Genomic DNA, 17,471 nt, shown 5'->3' on the forward strand with positions numbered 1-17,471 from the left:
GTCAGCCGCGGCCGATGGGATGTCGGCCGTTTCGGCACCCGGAGCCGGGAAGGCAGAGCATGAGCACCGACGTCAGCAGTGCGGAGAACGAGGGTGGGACCACGGTCCGTACCGCGCGTGTGCCTAAGTACTACCGGCTGAAGAAACACCTGCTCGACATGACCGAGACGGCGCCGCCCGGTACGCCGGTCCCGCCCGAGCGCACCCTGGCGGCGGAGTTCGACACCTCGCGCACCACCGTGCGCCAGGCACTCCAGGAGCTGGTGGTCGAGGGGCGACTTGAGCGCATCCAGGGCAAGGGCACCTTCGTCGCCAAGCCCAAGGTCTCCCAGGCGCTCCAGCTCACCTCGTACACCGAGGACATGCGCGCCCAGGGCCTGGAGCCCACCTCGCAGCTGCTGGACCTGGGCTACATCACCGCCGACGACCGGCTCGCCGCCCTGCTCGACATCACCGCCGGCGGCCGGGTGCTGCGCATCGAGCGGCTGCGCATGGCCAACGGTGAACCGATGGCCATCGAGACCACCCATCTGAGCGCCAAGCGCTTCCCCGCGCTGCGCCGCAGTCTGACCAAGTACACGTCCCTCTACACCGCCCTCGCCGAGGTGTACGACGTCCATCTCGCGGAGGCCGAGGAGACGATCGAGACGTCCCTGGCCACCCCCCGCGAGGCCGGCCTGCTCGGCACCGACGTCGGCCTGCCGATGCTGATGCTCTCCCGCCACTCGCGGGACCGGGACGGACAGCCGGTGGAGTGGGTGCGGTCGGTGTACCGGGGGGACCGGTACAAGTTCGTCGCGCGCCTGAAGCGCCCTCAGGAGTGAACTTCGGGCCACCCCGAAATCCCGGCGAAACGGGTGGTTGACAAGAATTTCGTTGCTGTTGCCTCTCGGTTGGGCCGCGCCTGAATACCGCTGTGCGGACGAGGGGTTACGACCACGCCGCGCCCTCACCTAGATTTCCCTGCGCATTACCGTCGGTGATCAGTGAGGGGACGGAAGCCGTCTGATGTCACAAGCTCCAGAGGAAAACCGGGGAGGGCCGGTGGTGACGCCCGCGCGCGTCGTCATCGCCCTCTGTCTCGTCACCCCGTTCGTGGCCATGCTGTGGGTCGGGTCCTACGCGAGGACCGACCCGCAGTTCATCGGCATCCCGTTCTTCTACTGGTACCAGATGCTGTGGGTGCTGCTCTCCACCGCGCTGACGGTGGTCGCGTACCAGCTCTGGAAGCGTGACCAGCGGGCCCGCTCGGCCGCGAAGGGCGGTGCGTCGCGGTGAACGACGGCGTCAACGGCGTGGCACTCGCCGTCTTCATCTTCTTCTTCCTGCTCGTCACGGCGATGGGCTTCCTGGCCGCGCGCTGGCGCAAGGCCGAGAACGAGAACAGCCTCGACGAGTGGGGCCTGGGCGGGCGCTCGTTCGGCACCTGGGTCACCTGGTTCCTGCTCGGCGGCGACCTGTACACCGCGTACACCTTCGTGGCCGTACCGGCGGCGATCTACGCGGCGGGCGCGGCCGGCTTCTTCGCGGTGCCGTACACGATCCTGGTGTACCCGCTGATCTTCACCTTCCTGCCCCGCCTGTGGTCGGTGTCGCACAAGCACGGCTATGTGACGACCTCCGACTTCGTGCGCGGCCGGTTCGGCTCGAAGGGGCTGTCGCTGGCCGTCGCGCTCACCGGCATCCTGGCGACGATGCCGTACATCGCGCTCCAGCTGGTCGGCATCCAGGCCGTGCTCGACGTGATGGGCGTCGGCGGCGGCGAGGACACCAACTGGTTCGTCAAGGACCTGCCGCTGCTGATCGCCTTCGGTGTGCTCGCGGCGTACACGTACTCGTCGGGGCTGCGGGCCCCCGCGCTGATCGCGTTCGTCAAGGACACGCTGATCTACATCGTGATCATCGTGGCGATCATCTACATCCCGGTGAAGCTCGGCGGCTTCGACGAGATCTTCGCCTCCGCGCGCGAGGCGTACAGCGAGACCAACCCGGCCACGGGCGCGCCGCGCGGTTCGCTGGTGCCGAGCGAGGCGGGTCAGTGGACCTACGCCACGCTGGCGCTGGGCTCGGCGCTCGCGCTGTTCATGTACCCGCACTCGATCACGGCGACGCTGTCCTCGCGCAGCCGTGAGGTGATCCGCCGCAACACCACGATCCTGCCGCTGTACTCGCTGATGCTGGGCCTGCTGGCCCTGCTCGGCTTCATGGCCATCGCGGCCGGGGTCAAGGTCAGCAACGGCCAGCTTGCGATCCCCCAGCTGTTCGAGAACATGTTCCCGGCCTGGTTCGCGGGCGTGGCCTTCGCGGCGATCGGCATCGGCGCGCTGGTGCCGGCGGCGATCATGTCGATCGCGGCAGCGAACCTGTTCACCCGCAACATCTACAAGGACTTCCTCAAGCCGGACGCCACTCCGGCGCAGGAGACCAGGGTCTCCAAGATCGTCTCGTTGCTGGTGAAGGTGGGTGCGCTGGCCTTCGTCCTGACCATGGACAAGACGGTCGCCATCAACTTCCAGCTGCTCGGCGGTATCTGGATCCTGCAGACCTTCCCGGCACTGGTGGGCGGCCTGTTCACCCGCTGGTTCCACCGCTGGGCGCTGATCGGCGGCTGGGCGGTCGGCATGATCTACGGCACGGTCGCCGCGTACGGGGTGGCCTCGCCGACGCAGAAGCACTTCGGCGGGTCCGCGAAGGAGATCCCCGGCATCGGCGAGATCGGCTACATCGGTCTCACCGCCTTCGTACTCAACGTCGTGGTCACGGTCGTGCTGACCTTCGTCATGCGGGCCCTCAAGGCACCCGAAGGCCTCGACCAGACCAAGCCGGAGGACTATACGGCGGACGTGGGCGACCCCGGCGTCAAGGCGGAACTCCCCCCGGCCACCGCGGGCAGCGCCCACTGACACCGCGGGCACACCGGGTGACGGGCCGCCGGAGAAATCCGGCGGCCCGCGCCGCGCCCGTGCGGCACACTCGCGGCATGGACATCGTCATACGGCCGGCGGAGTCCGGCGAGTACGCGGAACTCGGCGAGATCACCGCCCAGGCCTACCTGCTGGACGGGCTGCTGGACTTCGGGGAGAGCGACGGGTACCTCGGTGAGCTCCGGGACGTGGCGAAGCGCGCCGCGGCCGCCGAGGTGCTGGTCGCCGTGGAGCACGGCACGGTGCTCGGCGGGGTGACCTTCGTACCGGGTCCCGGTCCGATGGCCGACCTGGCGGAACCGGGCGAGGCGGAGATCCGGATGCTCGCGGTGGCCCGCGCGGGCCGGGGCCGGGGCGCCGGTGAGGCTCTGGTGCGCGCCTGCGTCGACCGGGCGCGGGCGCGCGGGGGATGCCGGCGGATGGTGCTGTCGAGCCAGCGCTCGATGCACGCCGCCCACCGGATCTACGAGCGGCTCGGCTTCACCCGTACCCCCGGGCGGGACTGGAACCCGCTGCCGGAGCTCGACGACATCATGCTCATCACCTACGAGTTGACGCTCTGACGCCAGCACGACACAACATATGGGGCCGCTGGCGGCGCCCGGCACAAGATGTATGCTCATGCTCGCTGTCGCCGCAGGGGAATCCGGTGTGAATCCGGAACTGTCCCGCAACGGTGTACCCATGCCCGCGCACGCTGAGGTGCGCGGGAGAGTCAGTCCGAGGACCTGCCGACAGCGCGCCCGGCCGTACGGCCCGGGTGCTCCGACGTCCGGGCCTCGCGGAATGGGCCGGTGGACGCGACGCCGCGTGCGCTCGTGTACTGCCCCCTGCGCTCCTCGAGGCCCCCGTGCCGAGCGAGGGAGAGCCCCACGTGACCATCGCGCCAGCCGATCCTGCTTCAGCGATCGACGTGCCCCGGGTGAGCGACGGACCCGGTGCCGCACTGCTGCGGACCCTGACCGAGCTGACCGCCGACCTGCGGGGCGCCGACCCCGGCCGGGTCGCCGCCGCCGCGCTGCGCGGCCGGTCCGCGGCCGCCGACGAGGCGCAGCTGCGGGAACTGGCCACCGAGGCGGCGGCGGGACTGATCTCCGAGGACCCGGACTACTCCCGGCTCGCCGCCCGGCTGCTGACCATCGGCATCCGCGCCGAGGCCGCCTCGCAGGGCGTCACCTCGTTCACCGGGTCCGTCGCGGCCGGGCACCGCGAGGGCCTGATCGCCGACCGGACCGCCGCGTTCGTCCGGCTGCACGCGGACCGGCTCGACGCGCTGGTCGACACCCGTGCCGACGACCGGTTCGGCTACTTCGGCCTGCGTACCCTGCACAGCCGCTACCTGCTGCGGCACCCGGTCACCCGCAAGGCCGTCGAGACGCCACAGCACTTCCTGCTGCGGGTCGCCGCCGGTCTCGCCGAGGACGACAGCGCCCGCTCGGTGGACGAGGTCGCCGCGCTCTACGCGCTGATGACCCGGCTGGACTATCTGCCCTCCTCCCCCACGCTGTTCAACTCCGGCACCCGGCACCCGCAGATGTCGTCCTGCTACCTCCTCGACTCCCCCCGGGACGAGCTGGACTCGATCTACGACCGCTACCACCAGGTCGCCCGGCTCTCGAAGCACGCCGGCGGCATCGGTCTGTCCTACTCCCGCATCCGCGCCCGGGGTTCGCTGATCCGCGGCACCAACGGGCACTCGAACGGCATCGTGCCGTTCCTCAAGACGCTGGACGCCTCGGTGGCCGCCGTGAACCAGGGCGGGCGGCGCAAGGGCGCGGCGGCGGTCTACCTCGAGACCTGGCACCTGGACGTCGAGGAGTTCCTGGAACTGCGCGACAACACCGGTGAGGACGCCCGCCGTACCCACAACCTGAACCTCGCGCACTGGGTGCCGGACGAGTTCATGCGCCGGGTGGACGCCGACGAGCCGTGGTCGCTGTTCTCCCCGGCGGACGTGCCGGAACTGGTCGACCTGTGGGGCGGGGAGTTCGACGCGGCGTACCGGGCGGCGGAGGCGAACGGCCTGGCGAGGAAGACCCTCCCGGCCCGCGAGCTGTACGGCCGGATGATGCGCACCCTCGCCCAGACCGGCAACGGCTGGATGACCTTCAAGGACACCGCCAACCGCACGGCCAACCAGACCGCCGAACCGGGCCATGTCATCCACTCCTCGAATCTCTGCACCGAGATCCTCGAGGTCACCGACGACGGGGAGACGGCCGTCTGCAACCTGGGGTCGGTCAACCTCGGCGCCTTCGTCCAGCACGGGGACATCGACTGGGAACGCCTCGACGAGACGGTGCGCACGGCCGTGACGTTCCTCGACCGGGTCGTCGACATCAACTTCTACCCGACCGAGCAGGCGGGCCGCTCCAACGCCCGGTGGCGCCCGGTCGGTCTCGGCGCCATGGGTCTGCAGGACGTCTTCTTCCAGCTGCGGATGCCCTTCGACTCCCCCGAGGCGAAGGCCCTGTCCACGAGGATCGCCGAGCGGATCATGCTCGCCGCCTACGAGACCTCCGCGGGCCTGGCCGAGCGCAACGGCCCGCTGCCCGCCTGGGAGAAGACCCGTACCGCCCGGGGCGTGCTGCACCCCGACCACTACGACACGGACCTCACCTGGCCGGAGCGCTGGGCGGCGCTGCGGACGCGGATCGCGGCCACCGGGATGCGCAACTCGCTGGTGCTGGCGATCGCGCCCACCGCCACCATCGCGTCGATCGCGGGCGTGTACGAATGCGTCGAGCCACAGGTGTCCAACCTGTTCAAGCGCGAGACGCTGTCCGGGGAGTTCCTCCAGGTCAACTCGTATCTGGTGGACGACCTCAAGCGGTTGGGCGTGTGGGACGCGCGGACCCGTGAGGCGCTGCGCGAGGCGGGCGGCTCGGTGCAGGACCTCGCGTGGATCCCCGAGGAGGTGCGCCGGCTGTACCGCACGGCGTGGGAGATCCCGCAGCGCTCCCTGATCGATCTGGCGGCCGCCCGCACCCCGTTCCTGGACCAGGCGCAGTCGCTCAACCTGTTCCTGGAGACGCCGACCATCGGCAAGCTCTCCTCGATGTACGCGTATGCCTGGAAGCAGGGTCTGAAGACCACGTACTACCTGCGGTCCCGCCCGGCGACCCGGATCGCCCGCGCCGCGGCCCGCGCCACCGCCAGCGCCCCCGTCCCCGTCCCTGTCCCCCTCGAGCAGACGGCCGGCCCCGAGGCCGTCGCCTGCTCCCTGGAGAACCCCGAGTCCTGCGAGGCCTGCCAGTGACCAAGAACCTGCTCGATCCCGGCTTCGAGCTGACTCTGCGACCCATGCGCTACCCCGACTTCTACGAGCGCTACCGGGACGCCATCAAGAACACCTGGCACGTGGAGGAGGTGGACCTCCACTCGGACGTCGCCGACCTGGCGAAGCTCACCCCCGAGGAGCAGCACCTCATCGGCCGGCTGGTCGCCTTCTTCGCCACGGGTGACTCGATCGTGGCGAACAACCTGGTGCTGACGCTCTACAAGCACATCAACTCCCCGGAGGCGCGGCTGTACCTGTCGCGTCAGCTGTTCGAGGAGGCGGTGCACGTCCAGTTCTATCTGACGCTGCTGGACACCTATCTGCCCGCCCCGGACGACCGGGCGGCGGCCTTCGCGGCCGTGGAGAGCATCCCGTCCATCCGTGAGAAGGCCGGGTTCTGCTTCCGGTGGATGGACTCGGTGGAGAAGATCGACCGCCTGGAGACGCGGTCGGAGCGCCGCCGCTTCCTGCTGAACCTGATCTGCTTCGCCGCGTGCATCGAGGGCCTGTTCTTCTACGGGGCCTTCGCCTACGTCTACTGGTTCCGCTCGCGCGGGCTGCTGCACGGTCTGGCGACCGGCACCAACTGGGTGTTCCGTGACGAGACGATGCACATGAGCTTCGCCTTCGACGTGGTCGACACCGTGCGCAAGGAGGAGCCGGACCTGTTCGACGAGGAACTCGGCCGGCAGGTCACCGACATGCTGCGCGAGGCGGTCGAGGCGGAGCTGCAGTTCGCGCGCGACCTGTGCGGGGACGGGCTGCCGGGCATGAACACCGACTCGATGCGGCAGTACCTGGAGTGCGTCGCGGACCAGCGGCTGGCCCGGCTCGGTTTCGCCCCGGTGTACGGCTCGGAGAACCCCTTCTCCTTCATGGAGCTGCAGGGCGTCCAGGAGCTCACCAACTTCTTCGAGCGGCGTCCGTCCGCGTACCAGGTCGCCGTGGAGGGAACGGTCGACCTGGACGAGGACTTCTAGGAACCGCAACCGGTGCTCCCCGGTGCCGCCTCACGCCGCTCACGCGGCGCGGTGCGAGGCGGCACCGCAGGGCTGCCGGGCGGCGGCGCGCGGTCCGGCACCGGCCCGCTCTGCTGCGGCGCGCTCCGTGACGGCGCGCTCGATCTGCCGGTCGATCCGCCGGTCCCGCACGATGCCGACCAGCGCGGGGAGGGTCATGAGGACGAACAGGCCGAGGACGGCCACCATCGCGATCAGTGCTTCCAGCTGTGCCGTATCCATGGACACCACTGTCGCGCCTTACGCTCCTTACCGGCAGTGGCAGGACTGCCGGGGACCCTCGATTTACTGCCAAGGGCGAGGCACACTGGAGACATGCTCCGCAACGTGGCCGCCGTCGTCCTCGACGGCGTGAACCCCTTCGAACTCGGCGTGGTCTGCGAGGTCTTCGGGATCGACCGCAGTGACGACGGACTGCCGGTCTACGACTTCGCGGTCGCCTCGGCCGACGGCCCCGCCGTGCGCAGCGCCGCGGGTTTCGCCCTGCACGTCGAGCACGGCCTCGAGCGGCTGGAGACGGCCGACCTCATCGCCGTGCCCGCCGGGTCCTCCTACGTCTCCCGTGAGTTCCCGCCCGAACTGCTGGACGCCCTGCGCCGGGGCGTGGACCGGGGCGCCCGGGTGCTCAGTGTCTGCTCGGGGGTGTTCGTGCTCGCCGCCGCCGGGCTGCTCGACGGGCGGCGGGTGACCGCCCACTGGAAGCACGCGGAGGTGCTGACCGGGAGGTACCCGCATCTGACCGTGGAGGAGGACGTGCTCTACGTCGACGAGGACCCGGTGATCACCTCCGCGGGTACGGCGGCCGGTATCGACGCCTGTCTGCACTTGGTGCGCAAGGAGCAGGGTCCGGAGGTCGCCAACAGGATCGCCCGGCGCATGGTGGTGCCCCCGCACCGTGACGGCGGCCAGGCCCAGTACATCGAGCGCCCGCTGCCGCCTCCCGGGGGCGACACCGTCTCCGCCGTGCTGGTGTGGATGGAGCGGCATCTCGACGAGGAGACCACCGTCGAGCAGCTCGCCGCCCGCGCCCACATGTCACCGCGCACCTTCGCCCGCCGGTTCCAGCAGGAGACCGGCACCACGCCCTACCGCTGGATCCTGCGCCAGCGGGTGCTGCTGGCACAGGAGTTGCTGGAGGCGACGGACGAGACGGTGGACGCGATCGCGGGCCGTACCGGCTTCGGCAACGCGGCGGCGCTGCGCCACCACTTCGTCCGCGCCGTGGGCACCACCCCGCAGGCCTACCGGCGCACGTTCAGGGGCCCGGAGGCCGCCTGAACGCGCGCCGCCCGGCCGGTCAGCGGGGCAGTGCCCGCAGCATCAGGCGGCGCGGCCGGAGCGTGATGCCGATCCGGGGCCGGATGTCGGAACCGGACGCGTGCTCCAACCGGTAGGCGGAGGCGATCACGGCGGTGATGAGCGTGAGCTCGGCCATCGAGAAGTGATCGCTCGGACACTTCCGGTTGCCCACGCTGAACGGGCTCATCGCGTACTTCGGCACGTCCTTGGCCCGCTCCGGGAGCCAGCGGTCGGGGTCGAACTCCTCGCCGCGCTCGTACGACCGCCGGTCTCGCTGGATGGCGTACGGGCTGTAGATGAGATCGGCCCCCTTGGAAATGCGGTATCCGCCGAGTTCGGTGTCCGCCACCGCACGGCGCGTCAATATCCATACGGCCGGATACAGCCGGAGGGTCTCGACGACCACATTCGTGGTGTACGTCAGTTTTCGGACGTCCTCGAATGCGACCGGGCGGTCACCGACGACGGCTTTCACCTCGTCGCGGATCTTGTCCCCGAGTTCCGGGTGTTCGGTGAGAACCAGGAGGAGCGACATGAGCGTGGCTCCGATGGTTTCACTTCCGGGGGTGAGTATGGCGATGACCTGATCGTGGATCTCCTGTTCCCCTATGGGCTCGCCATTGTCGTCCTTCGCCTCCAGCAAAGCCGTCAGCAAATCGTCCGGTTTTTGACCGCTTGCCCGGCGGTCGGCGACGATCTCGTCGACCAGGACGTGCAAATCGGCCAGAGCCCGGTTGAATTCCCGATTGGCCGGAAGCGGCACCTTGTAGAGCGGTCCGAGCGGTACCACCATGCGCCGGTACATGCCGCTGAACAGCGCGGCGAGGTCGGCGCAGATCCGATCGGCCCGGGCGTCCATGTAGCTGCCGCGCATCAGGCAGCGGGCGGCGACCCGGACGGCCGCGCGGAAGGACTCCGCCGTGATGTCCAGTTCCTCACCGGAGCGCCAGCGCTCCACGAGCGCGTACGACTCCTCCGCCATGATCGGCCCGTACGCGGGGATCGCCTCGAGCTTGAACGCGGGCTGGATGGTCCGGCGCTGACGGCGGTGCAGGGGGCCGTTGGCGGTGGCCACGCCCTCCTCTCCGAGCAGAGCCCCCAGGGACTCCCACAGCGGTCCGGCGATGATGTAGTCGGGGCTGAGCGCCACCGCCCCGGTGAGGGCGGGGGTGGTGACGGCGTACACCGTCTTCGGCCCGAGCTTCAGGCGCACCACGTCACCGTGGTCGCGCAGCCCGGACATGAAGGCCAGCGGGTCACGCGCCAGTTTCCAGCCGTGGCCGAGGACGGGAAGTCCTCCGCCGGCCAGGGGTGGCTCGCGCAGTGCGGCCGCCTCGGACGCTCGGGGGTTCACCGACTCGACGGTCATTTCTCACCTGCCGCTTCGTTGTCGACGTACGGGGGCGTGGAGCGGTCGTCCCAGCTGTCCACCGCGTACCGGCCGGACTCGTGGTGGAACCAGTAGACGGAACTGAACCAGTTGCGCATGTTGCCGACGCATGCGCGGACGGCGGCACTCGTCTCCTTTCCTCTCACCGTGCCGTCGTCGAGCACGTCGGCAAACCGTAAGGCCTGCTGTTCGGCTTCCTGGAATTCGCGTATGCATTCCTCCACTCGATGCCTCAGATCGGCTATCGCTTCTTCGAGTGTCAGCCCCTCGTGGGTGACCAGGCTGATACCGAGGTTGTGCACCTCACTGCCCGCTATCTCCTTCGGCAGCGAGCACAGGTCGTTGTACCAGGCGGCGAATTCCTGACTGAGCAGGGCCGCCTTCCGATAGGCCGGGTTCTTTCGTACCGCATCCGGTAGTTCACAGCTCGCGCTCGGTTCCAGCAGATCGGTCCAGATCCAGTGTGCGAAAGTGAGCCGACGCAGTTCCAGGTATTCCTCGACGGTGGGGACGATCCCCTCCGTACGATTGTGGAATTCCCGGTCGTACGCCTCGATCACCGTGTGGAAGTGCCGGGCGAACCGGGCGTTCCAGGTGTGCGGCAGAAACGCGTACAGCCGGTGCACACTGTCCGCGAGGCCCGCTACCACGGGATCCTCGTGGCGCAGGTGGTCCCCGGGACTGTCGAGGGCCGTGTGCAGCCGGTCCTTCAGCCGCCGCCAGGCGGCGGGACGGCCGTGCACGATGTCGCGGTCGTGCCGGTCGTCCCAGACGAAGAACCACGCGCTGTAGTCCGCTATCGCCTGCAGGACCTCGTCGGGGGAGCCTATGTAGTACCCCGCCATAAGGTCGGTGTAGCACAGGCCATCGGCATATTCATCCACTGTGTCCGCCGGCATGAGCCGCTTTTCGAGCAGCCACGCCCTGGTGGTCTCCTGGAGCTTCGGCCAATACGGGTGGAGTTGCCGGGGAAACGCCGCCTCGATCACCGGGAGAGACAGCGCCGGCGGAACCGCGATGGTGGTCGGTGACGATGTGGTGCCTTGAGACAAAGCATGCACGAACAATCCCCTCTCAGCCGCCGGTCAACGCGCGCCCGTCCCCCGAGCCGGGCGCACGCCGTGCGTATCACCGCACCTCCATTCAGCACCACAACTGACCGTTCTGGGAACGGATTTGCTTCTTTCACTACTTCTACGCGCACACGGACGAACGAACGCCCGGCCGGAGAGAGGTCCGGCCGGGCGTTGTGCGGGCGGGCGTTGTGCGGGCGGCGGTGGAGGGTGCCGGCGGCGGTCAGTCGTTGGCGACCACGGGGTAGCGCGGCTCGTTCTCGGCCATCTGCCGCAGCGCGTCCTTCCGCTCCCGCTTGGACAGCCGGTCGATGTAGAGGTAGCCGTAGAGGTGGTCGGTCTCGTGCTGCAAACACCGTGCGAAGTAGCCGGTGCCCCGCACCCGGACCGGGTTGCCCTTCTCGTCCTGCCCCACCACCTCGGCGTAGTCCGGACGGGGCAGCGACGCGTACGCGGTGGGCACCGACAGACAGCCCTCGCTGCTGTCGTCCAGCCGGCGCCGCTCGGCGGGCAGCTCGACCAGCTTCGGGTTGCAGATCACGCCGGTGTGGCGCGCTCCCTCGTCGTCCGGGCAGTCGTAGACGAAGACCTTCAGGCCGACGCCGATCTGGTTGGCGGCCAGGCCCACGCCCTCGGCGGTGCGCTGGCTGGCGAACATGTCGGCCACCAGCTGCTGGAACTCCTCGCCGAAGTCCGTGACGTCCGCGCACTCCTTGTGCAGCACCGGATTGCCGACCACCGTGATCGGACGCGAGGTACCGCGCTCCCGCCAGGCCGCCTCACGCTCCTCGCAGTCCTGCGTGTCGATGACGTACCCCTCGTCATCGACGGGGAGCACGCCCGCGTGCTGCTGATCGGTGTCCTGCTGAGCCATGACCGACGTACGCCTTCCTCAGTGAAACCCAGGTTGATGCTCGATACAGGGTACGGGGAAACGCGCCCCGGGAGAGGCGCGGGACCGCGTCGCCGGGCGGCTCCGCCGCGGGGTGCGACCAGGCCATCACCGGCCCGCGGCCGGCGTTCCTAACAGACCTCTTCCAGGTCTCTCCAGTCCCTGGAGTCCGGGCTGTCCGCGACCCACCCGTCCAGCAGTCCCCGGACCAGCGACGCCGGCGCGGCCAGTCCGCACTCGCGCTCCGGCACCCACAACTGCCCGTCCGTGACATGGCCCAGCGGTCCGGGATGGCCCGGCTCGCTGTGGTCGTGCGGGTCCAGGTGCTCGCCCTCGCCCTCGTCGGACGGCATCCGGGACTCCGAGCACATCCGGCACAGCAGCCGCACGGAGGACGACCAGTCCTCGGCGGCGAACCCGGCGTCGGAGGCCAGCTGTTCCAGCGCGTCCCGGTCGGACTCGGAGGCGGCCTCGAGCAGCACCACCCAGGTCGGTACCGGCGAGGGCGCCCACAACTCGATCTCGTCGAACACCGGATAGGTGTGCCCGGCGGCGGTGCTGCGCTCTCCGTGCGGCACGCCGTCGTGCAGGACGACCTCTCCCCAGCGGCGGCCGGAGGACGGCAGCGGAATGGACAGCACCTCGATCCGGGCGGGGTCCAGACGCCGGCCCCACACCACCTCCGCCTCCCCCTCCGGGGAGAGCCGTACGGCGGCGCTGCCCAGGTCCATGCCCAGGGGCTCACCGGCTTCGGTGGCCGAGCCGGGCACTTTCAGCCCGTAGGCCTGCCAGGCCCGCCGGGCCAGCGGCCAGTCCTGCAGCGCGGTCGCGGCGATGCCCACGTTCCACCAGTCGGGAGCGCCGGTGGCGCGGTCGAGCAGGGCCACGGCCCGCAGGCCGGCGGCGCGCGCCTGCTCCCAGTCGTGCCGGAACTTGTGCAGCAGCGCGAGATTGAACCAGGACTCCGACAGCCAGGGTTCCAGATCGGCGGCCCGTGTCAGCAGCGCGCCCGCGTCCTCGTACCGGCCGTCGCCGATGAGCGTGAACGCGCGGTCCGTGGCCTGCCGCCAGGAGGCGGAGGGCCGGTGCCGTCCCTTGCCGAAGATCCTCACGATTCCCGCCTGCCCGTTCCGTTCGGTGGGCCGGCTCTTCCGCACCGCACCCCCGGACACCCTCTCCTTCGCATCCAACCACGTACGGCCACGAGGACGCTCATTACCCATGGGTTACCCAGCCTCGCACAGGGTCGGACAGCCCTCTTCGCGGCTCTCACCACGAGCGGTCTCCGTACTCACGCGCCCCCTCCAAGGTCGGTGACAGGACCCGGGCCGGTGCTTCGACGACCTCCGGCGCGTACTCCCCGCCGGCGGCGGGCCGCGGTTCCTCCGGGGCGGTCAGCGGCCCGCCGGGATCTCCTTCCCGGGACTTCTCCTCGTACGCGTTCACCACCCGGACGATCCGCGCGGCGAGCGGTTGTTCCCGGTGCGGGCCGGCCTGGCGTCCGACGCTGCTCGGCGGCGGCCGGCAGGACGGCGGTGGCACCGGCGGGGACCGGGTCGACGAGGCTGAGCCGGCCGATGTCGTGCAGGCGGCGAGCACGGCGTCGCGCGACGCGGTGAGGGAAAGCAGGGAGAGCAGGGAGAGCAGCACCAGCGCGTACGCGGCCCCGCCCAGTCGTCGAAGACGCCCTGGCGGTACAGGGGCTGGAAGCACACGACGACGCCTCCCACGGCCAGCACCCGGCGGGCCGGGCCGTCGCCGCGCCCGACGTGCGGCACGCTGCCGGACAGGGACGCGGCGACCACCACGGTGACGACCCGGTCACCCGGGGCCGGCCGTCCCGCGATCCCCCGAGCAACGCGTACGACAGCGGTCCGGCGGCGAGCGGATTAGCACGTACGAGTGACAGGAAGGGCCGGGGACGGCAGGAGATCAGGAGGTCAGGACTCCTGCGGGGTGGCCGTGATGTCCTGGTCGGGAACCGCCTGACCGGAACGGATCAGGTCGAGCCGTCCCATGACCTTGGAGCGCAGGTCGCCCGGAACGTCGTCCTGCCCGCAGCAGCGCTTGACCAGTTTCTTCACCGCCTGCTCGAGTCCGTACTTCTCCAGACAGGGCGAGCATTCCTCGAAGTGGTGCTCGAACTTCACACAGTCGGAATCCGGCATCTCACGATCGAGGAACTCATAGAGATGATCGAGGATTTCGCTGCAATCCGTCTCGTGCGGCTCTCCGCAGCTCATGACCCCGAGCCTTTCGCTTCGTTCGACTCTCCGGCACCGGCCGGGACCAGTCCGCGCTCGCGCGCGTAGTCCTCGAGCATGCCGCGCAGCTGACGGCGGCCACGGTGCAGCCGGGACATCACCGTACCGATGGGTGTCCCCATGATGTCGGCGATCTCCTTGTAGGCAAAGCCCTCTACATCGGCGAGATACACCGCGATGCGGAACTCCTCGGGGATCGCCTGGAGCGCTTCCTTGACGTCCGAGTCCGGCAGGTGGTCCAGCGCCTGTGACTCCGCGGAGCGCAGACCCGTCGACATGTGCGACTCGGCGCGCGCGAGCTGCCAGTCCTCGATCTCCTCGGCACCGCTGCGCTGCGGCTCACGCTGCTTCTTGCGGTAGGAGTTGATGAAGGTGTTGGTGAGGATCCGGTACAGCCACGCCTTGAGGTTGGTGCCTTCGCGGAACTGGTGGAAGGACGCGTACGCCTTGGCGTACGTCTCCTGGACCAGGTCCTCCGCGTCGGCGGGGTTGCGCGTCATCCGCAGGGCGGCCGAGTACATCTGGTCGAGGAATTCGAGCGCGTCCCGCTCGAAGCGCGCGTTGCGCTCCCCGTCCGACTCCGCACCCCTGCCGCCCTGGCCCTCGGGCTGCTCCGCCTGGCCGTGTTCGGTCCCTGCGTCGGTACCGGGAACCGGACCCACCTCCTCCAGTGTTGTCGTGAGACCCAGAGCGGTCTCACCCGAATCGGAGGATAGACGACGATCCGGTCCGCCCGCCGCCCGAACAGGAGCGGTCTTGGCCGCGTGCAGCACCGTCCAGTCCAGATCGGCGCGGGCACTGCGGCTCGGGCAGAACGTGGAACCCATGCGGCGGACTTCCTCTCCTACGGTGGCGGTGCCGTCGGCCGGCACATACGTCCGTCCCAACAGCGGGAGCCCCCCGGGCATTCCCGGGTGTCAGCCGAGGGCGCCCGTCCACCGCACGACGGCGCCGGTCACCACCGCGACGGCCTCCTCCTGTGTGATGCCCGCCCGCTTGGGCACCGCGAAGCCGTGATCGCCGTGGGGAACCTCGACCAACTCATGGGCGCCCTCCGGGAACTCCCCCGGCCTGCCGAAGGGATCGTTGCCGCCCTGGACGACCAGTGTGGGCACGCCCGCGCCCAGCAGCTCGGCGGCACGGGACTTCTCGGGTCTGCCCGGCGGGTGCAGGGGGAAGCTCAGGGCGAGCACCGCGCGGGCGCCGAGTTCGGTGGCGGTGCGGCAGGCGACGCGGGCACCGGCGCTGCGTCCTCCCGAGATCACCGGCAGTCCCGGCCCCGCCAGCGCGGGCCAGACGCCGCGCCAGCCGGTGTCCAGGGCCTTCGGAGCGGGGGCGACCTTCTTGCCGGCCACCCGCCAGGGCTGTTCGACGAGGGCCACGGTCACACCGTGCGCGGGGAGCTCGGCGGCGAGCGCCTGGAGGTCCCGGGCCCCGATGCCGCCACCGGCGCCGTGGCTCACCGCGAGGACCAGGCGGGCACGGCGGTGGGCGCGGTGCCAGGTGATCCGGGCGGTACCCGCGTCGGTCTCCACGGTCTCGGGCGTTTCCGCCGGGCCGGGGGTGTCCGCCGCGTTCGCCGCGTCCGGGGCATCTGTCATATCTGTCGCGCCTGTCGTGTCTGTCTCGCCTGTCGCGTCCGTCGTGTCTGTCGCGTCCGTCGTGTCTGTCTCGTCCGTCGTGTCTGTCTCGTCCGTCGTGTCAGGGATCACGTCAGAAGAGTGTGCCCTCTTCCGGTGCGGCCAGCTCCTCCAGCAGTTCCGGTCCGTTGTTGCGGACGTTGCTGACCGCCGTGGTCACCGGGTAGGCGCGCATCAGGCCGCCCGGCGGCGGGGCCAGCAACCCGCGCAGCTCGTCGGTATCGGTGCGGGCCGGGTCCAGCCAGGCGTCCCAGCGGTCCGGCGTGAGCATCAGCGGCATCCGGGGGTGGATGTCCGCGAGGGCCTGCGGGCCGTCCGCCGGGGACTCGGCGAGCGGGCCGCTCTCCGCCTCGGTGGTGATGACGGAGCAGGTCACCCACCAGGCCCGGGGGTGGTCGTCCGGCAGCGTCCGGTCCCGCCAGAACTCGTACAGCCCGGCCATGGCGAACACCGAGCCGTCGGCCGGCGTCACGAAGTAGGGCTGCTTGCGGGGCCGCTTCTTCTTCCCCTCCACCTCCAGGTCCCGCTCCTGCCGGCCGGTGACCCACTCGTAGTAGCCGTCCGCGGGGAGGATGCAGCGCCGGGTCGAGAAGGCACGGCGGTAGGACGGCTTCTCGTGGACGGTCTCCGCACGAGCGTTGATCATCCGGGCGCCGCCCTCGGGTGTCCTGGACCAGGAGGGCACCAGTCCCCACTTCAGCTTCCGCAGCTGCCGAACCGGGCGCGGGTCGGAGACGTCTTTGAGGGCACGGTCGAGGACGGCGTAGACCTCCTTGGTCGGCGCCACGTTGAAGTCGGGTTCCAGGGTCTCCTCCGGCTCCCACTTCTCGACCTCGAAGACGCCCGCCAGATCCTCGGGCCTGCGACTCGCTGCATACCGTCCGCACATACGTGCAACACTGCCAGACTCCGTACGCACACAGGGAGCGATCCGAAACACATGGAAAGCATGGTCAGCACCGCGTCCGCGTCGTTCGGCTCCCTCTGGGACGAGGTGTCCGGCACCCAGCCCGACCCCGATGTGTGGGTGGCCGTCGCCACCCTGGTCGCCGCGGCCGCCGTCATCCTGCCGCACGCTCTGTGGCGGCTGTCCCGCAACGCGATCACCATCGCCCACGAGGGCGGTCACGGGCTGGTGGCACTGCTCACCGGCCGGACGCTGACCGGCATACGGCTGCACTCGGACACCAGCGGGCTGACCGTCAGCCGCGGCAAGCCGACCGGCATCGGCATGATCCTCACCGCCGCCGCCGGCTACACCGCTCCCCCGCTGCTGGGTCTCGGCGGCGCCGCGCTGCTCGGCGCCGGGCGCATCACGCTGCTGCTGTGGCTGGCCACGGTGCTGCTGATCGCGATGCTGGTGATGATCCGCAACGCCTACGGGGCGGTGTCGGTGCTCGTCACGGGATGCACGTTCGTGCTGGTGTCCTGGCTGACCGGGCCCCAGGTGCAGGCCGCCTTCGCCTATGCCGTGGTGTGGTTCCTGCTGCTCGGCGGGGTGCGTCCGGCCTTCGAGCTCCAGGCCAAGCGGTCCCGCGGGGGCGCGGGGGACTCCGACGCGGACCAGCTGTCCCGGCTGACCCACGTACCGGCGGGGCTGTGGCTGTTCCTGTTCCACGCGGTGTCGCTGTGCTCGCTGCTCGGCGGAGGCAGGTGGCTGCTCGGCCTGTGATCCGCCGGCACCGCGGAC

17 protein-coding genes, 1 pseudogene and 1 riboswitch are annotated in these 17,471 nt (G+C 70.1%); of the genes and pseudogenes, 8 read left to right on the forward strand and 10 right to left on the reverse strand.

Going from position 1 to position 17,471, the window contains the following annotated elements; genetic code table 11:
* Nucleotides 1–59: 59 nt before the first annotated feature.
* The 6 genes from HTV45_RS10785 to HTV45_RS10810 all read left to right on the forward strand — a co-directional run bounded on the left by HTV45_RS10785 (nt 60) and on the right by HTV45_RS10810 (nt 7,184).
* Nucleotides 60–824 (forward strand): GntR family transcriptional regulator, encoded by a 765-nt coding sequence (locus tag HTV45_RS10785; protein WP_215205471.1) that lies wholly within the window; start codon nt 60–62, stop codon nt 822–824.
* A 184-nt stretch (nt 825–1,008) separates the two neighbouring features.
* Nucleotides 1,009–1,278: a DUF3311 domain-containing protein gene (locus HTV45_RS10790; RefSeq protein ID WP_215205472.1), complete on the forward strand. Its 270-nt coding sequence runs from the start codon at nt 1,009–1,011 to the stop codon at nt 1,276–1,278.
* Nucleotides 1,275–2,903, forward strand: a complete 1,629-nt coding sequence (gene mctP / locus HTV45_RS10795; RefSeq protein ID WP_215205473.1) for a monocarboxylate uptake permease MctP — start codon at nt 1,275–1,277, stop codon at nt 2,901–2,903. The genes HTV45_RS10790 and mctP overlap by 4 nt, the downstream gene beginning before the upstream one ends.
* A 77-nt stretch (nt 2,904–2,980) precedes the next feature.
* Nucleotides 2,981–3,487, forward strand: coding sequence for a GNAT family N-acetyltransferase (locus HTV45_RS10800; protein ID WP_215205474.1), 507 nt, complete (start codon nt 2,981–2,983; stop codon nt 3,485–3,487).
* Between the two features lie 12 nt (nt 3,488–3,499).
* Nucleotides 3,500–3,675, forward strand: a riboswitch (cobalamin riboswitch).
* A gap of 123 nt (nt 3,676–3,798) precedes the next feature.
* On the forward strand, nt 3,799–6,183 hold the full coding sequence (locus HTV45_RS10805; RefSeq protein ID WP_215205475.1) for a ribonucleoside-diphosphate reductase subunit alpha: 2,385 nt from the start codon (nt 3,799–3,801) through the stop codon (nt 6,181–6,183).
* 44 nt (nt 6,184–6,227) lie between these two features.
* Nucleotides 6,228–7,184 (forward strand): ribonucleotide-diphosphate reductase subunit beta, encoded by a 957-nt coding sequence (locus HTV45_RS10810; protein WP_251691935.1) that lies wholly within the window; start codon nt 6,228–6,230, stop codon nt 7,182–7,184.
* A gap of 39 nt (nt 7,185–7,223) precedes the next feature.
* Here HTV45_RS10810 and HTV45_RS10815 read toward each other — a convergent pair whose 3' ends face one another.
* The gene (locus HTV45_RS10815; RefSeq protein ID WP_215205869.1) at nt 7,224–7,445 is read right to left on the reverse strand and encodes a hypothetical protein; all 222 of its coding nucleotides are present in this window, start codon (nt 7,443–7,445) and stop codon (nt 7,224–7,226) included.
* A gap of 93 nt (nt 7,446–7,538) precedes the next feature.
* On the opposite strand from HTV45_RS10815, the gene HTV45_RS10820 reads away from it, so the two are divergent.
* Nucleotides 7,539–8,501, forward strand: a complete 963-nt coding sequence (locus HTV45_RS10820) for a helix-turn-helix domain-containing protein (protein ID WP_215205476.1) — start codon at nt 7,539–7,541, stop codon at nt 8,499–8,501.
* A 19-nt stretch (nt 8,502–8,520) separates the two neighbouring features.
* On the opposite strand, the gene HTV45_RS10825 is transcribed toward HTV45_RS10820, so the two are convergent.
* The 9 genes and pseudogenes from HTV45_RS10825 to HTV45_RS10865 all read right to left on the reverse strand — a co-directional run bounded on the left by HTV45_RS10825 (nt 8,521) and on the right by HTV45_RS10865 (nt 16,670).
* Nucleotides 8,521–9,891 (reverse strand): cytochrome P450, encoded by a 1,371-nt coding sequence (locus HTV45_RS10825; protein ID WP_215205477.1) that lies wholly within the window; start codon nt 9,889–9,891, stop codon nt 8,521–8,523.
* Nucleotides 9,888–10,973: an epi-isozizaene synthase gene (gene cyc1, locus HTV45_RS10830; RefSeq protein WP_215205836.1), complete on the reverse strand. Its 1,086-nt coding sequence runs from the start codon at nt 10,971–10,973 to the stop codon at nt 9,888–9,890. Before cyc1 ends, HTV45_RS10825 begins: the two co-directional genes overlap by 4 nt.
* A gap of 235 nt (nt 10,974–11,208) precedes the next feature.
* Nucleotides 11,209–11,859: a peptide deformylase gene (gene def, locus HTV45_RS10835; RefSeq protein ID WP_215205478.1), complete on the reverse strand. Its 651-nt coding sequence runs from the start codon at nt 11,857–11,859 to the stop codon at nt 11,209–11,211.
* A gap of 149 nt (nt 11,860–12,008) precedes the next feature.
* Nucleotides 12,009–12,989 (reverse strand): hypothetical protein, encoded by a 981-nt coding sequence (locus tag HTV45_RS10840; protein WP_215205479.1) that lies wholly within the window; start codon nt 12,987–12,989, stop codon nt 12,009–12,011.
* 157 nt (nt 12,990–13,146) lie between these two features.
* Nucleotides 13,147–13,771, reverse strand: a pseudogene (locus HTV45_RS34210) (hypothetical protein); the annotation flags it as partial.
* Between the two features lie 46 nt (nt 13,772–13,817).
* On the reverse strand, nt 13,818–14,120 hold the full coding sequence (gene rsrA / locus HTV45_RS10850) for a mycothiol system anti-sigma-R factor (RefSeq protein WP_215205480.1): 303 nt from the start codon (nt 14,118–14,120) through the stop codon (nt 13,818–13,820).
* A complete protein-coding gene (sigR, locus tag HTV45_RS10855; protein ID WP_215205837.1) occupies nt 14,117–14,803 on the reverse strand; it encodes an RNA polymerase sigma factor SigR in 687 nt (228 codons plus the stop codon). Before sigR ends, rsrA begins: the two co-directional genes overlap by 4 nt.
* Nucleotides 14,804–15,058: 255 nt before the next feature.
* Nucleotides 15,059–15,742: an alpha/beta family hydrolase gene (locus HTV45_RS10860; protein ID WP_215205481.1), complete on the reverse strand. Its 684-nt coding sequence runs from the start codon at nt 15,740–15,742 to the stop codon at nt 15,059–15,061.
* A gap of 112 nt (nt 15,743–15,854) precedes the next feature.
* Nucleotides 15,855–16,670, reverse strand: a complete 816-nt coding sequence (locus HTV45_RS10865) for an SOS response-associated peptidase (protein WP_215205482.1) — start codon at nt 16,668–16,670, stop codon at nt 15,855–15,857.
* 60 nt (nt 16,671–16,730) lie between these two features.
* Here HTV45_RS10865 and HTV45_RS10870 point away from each other — a divergent pair, with 60 nt between their 5' ends.
* Entirely contained in the window at nt 16,731–17,453 is a 723-nt protein-coding gene (locus tag HTV45_RS10870; protein ID WP_215205838.1) for a M50 family metallopeptidase, read from the forward strand.
* Nucleotides 17,454–17,471 lie beyond the last annotated feature (18 nt).

Origin of the sequence: Streptomyces sp. CHD11 (assembly GCF_018638295.1) — a bacterium.
Classification (GTDB): Bacteria; Actinomycetota; Actinomycetes; order Streptomycetales; family Streptomycetaceae; genus Streptomyces.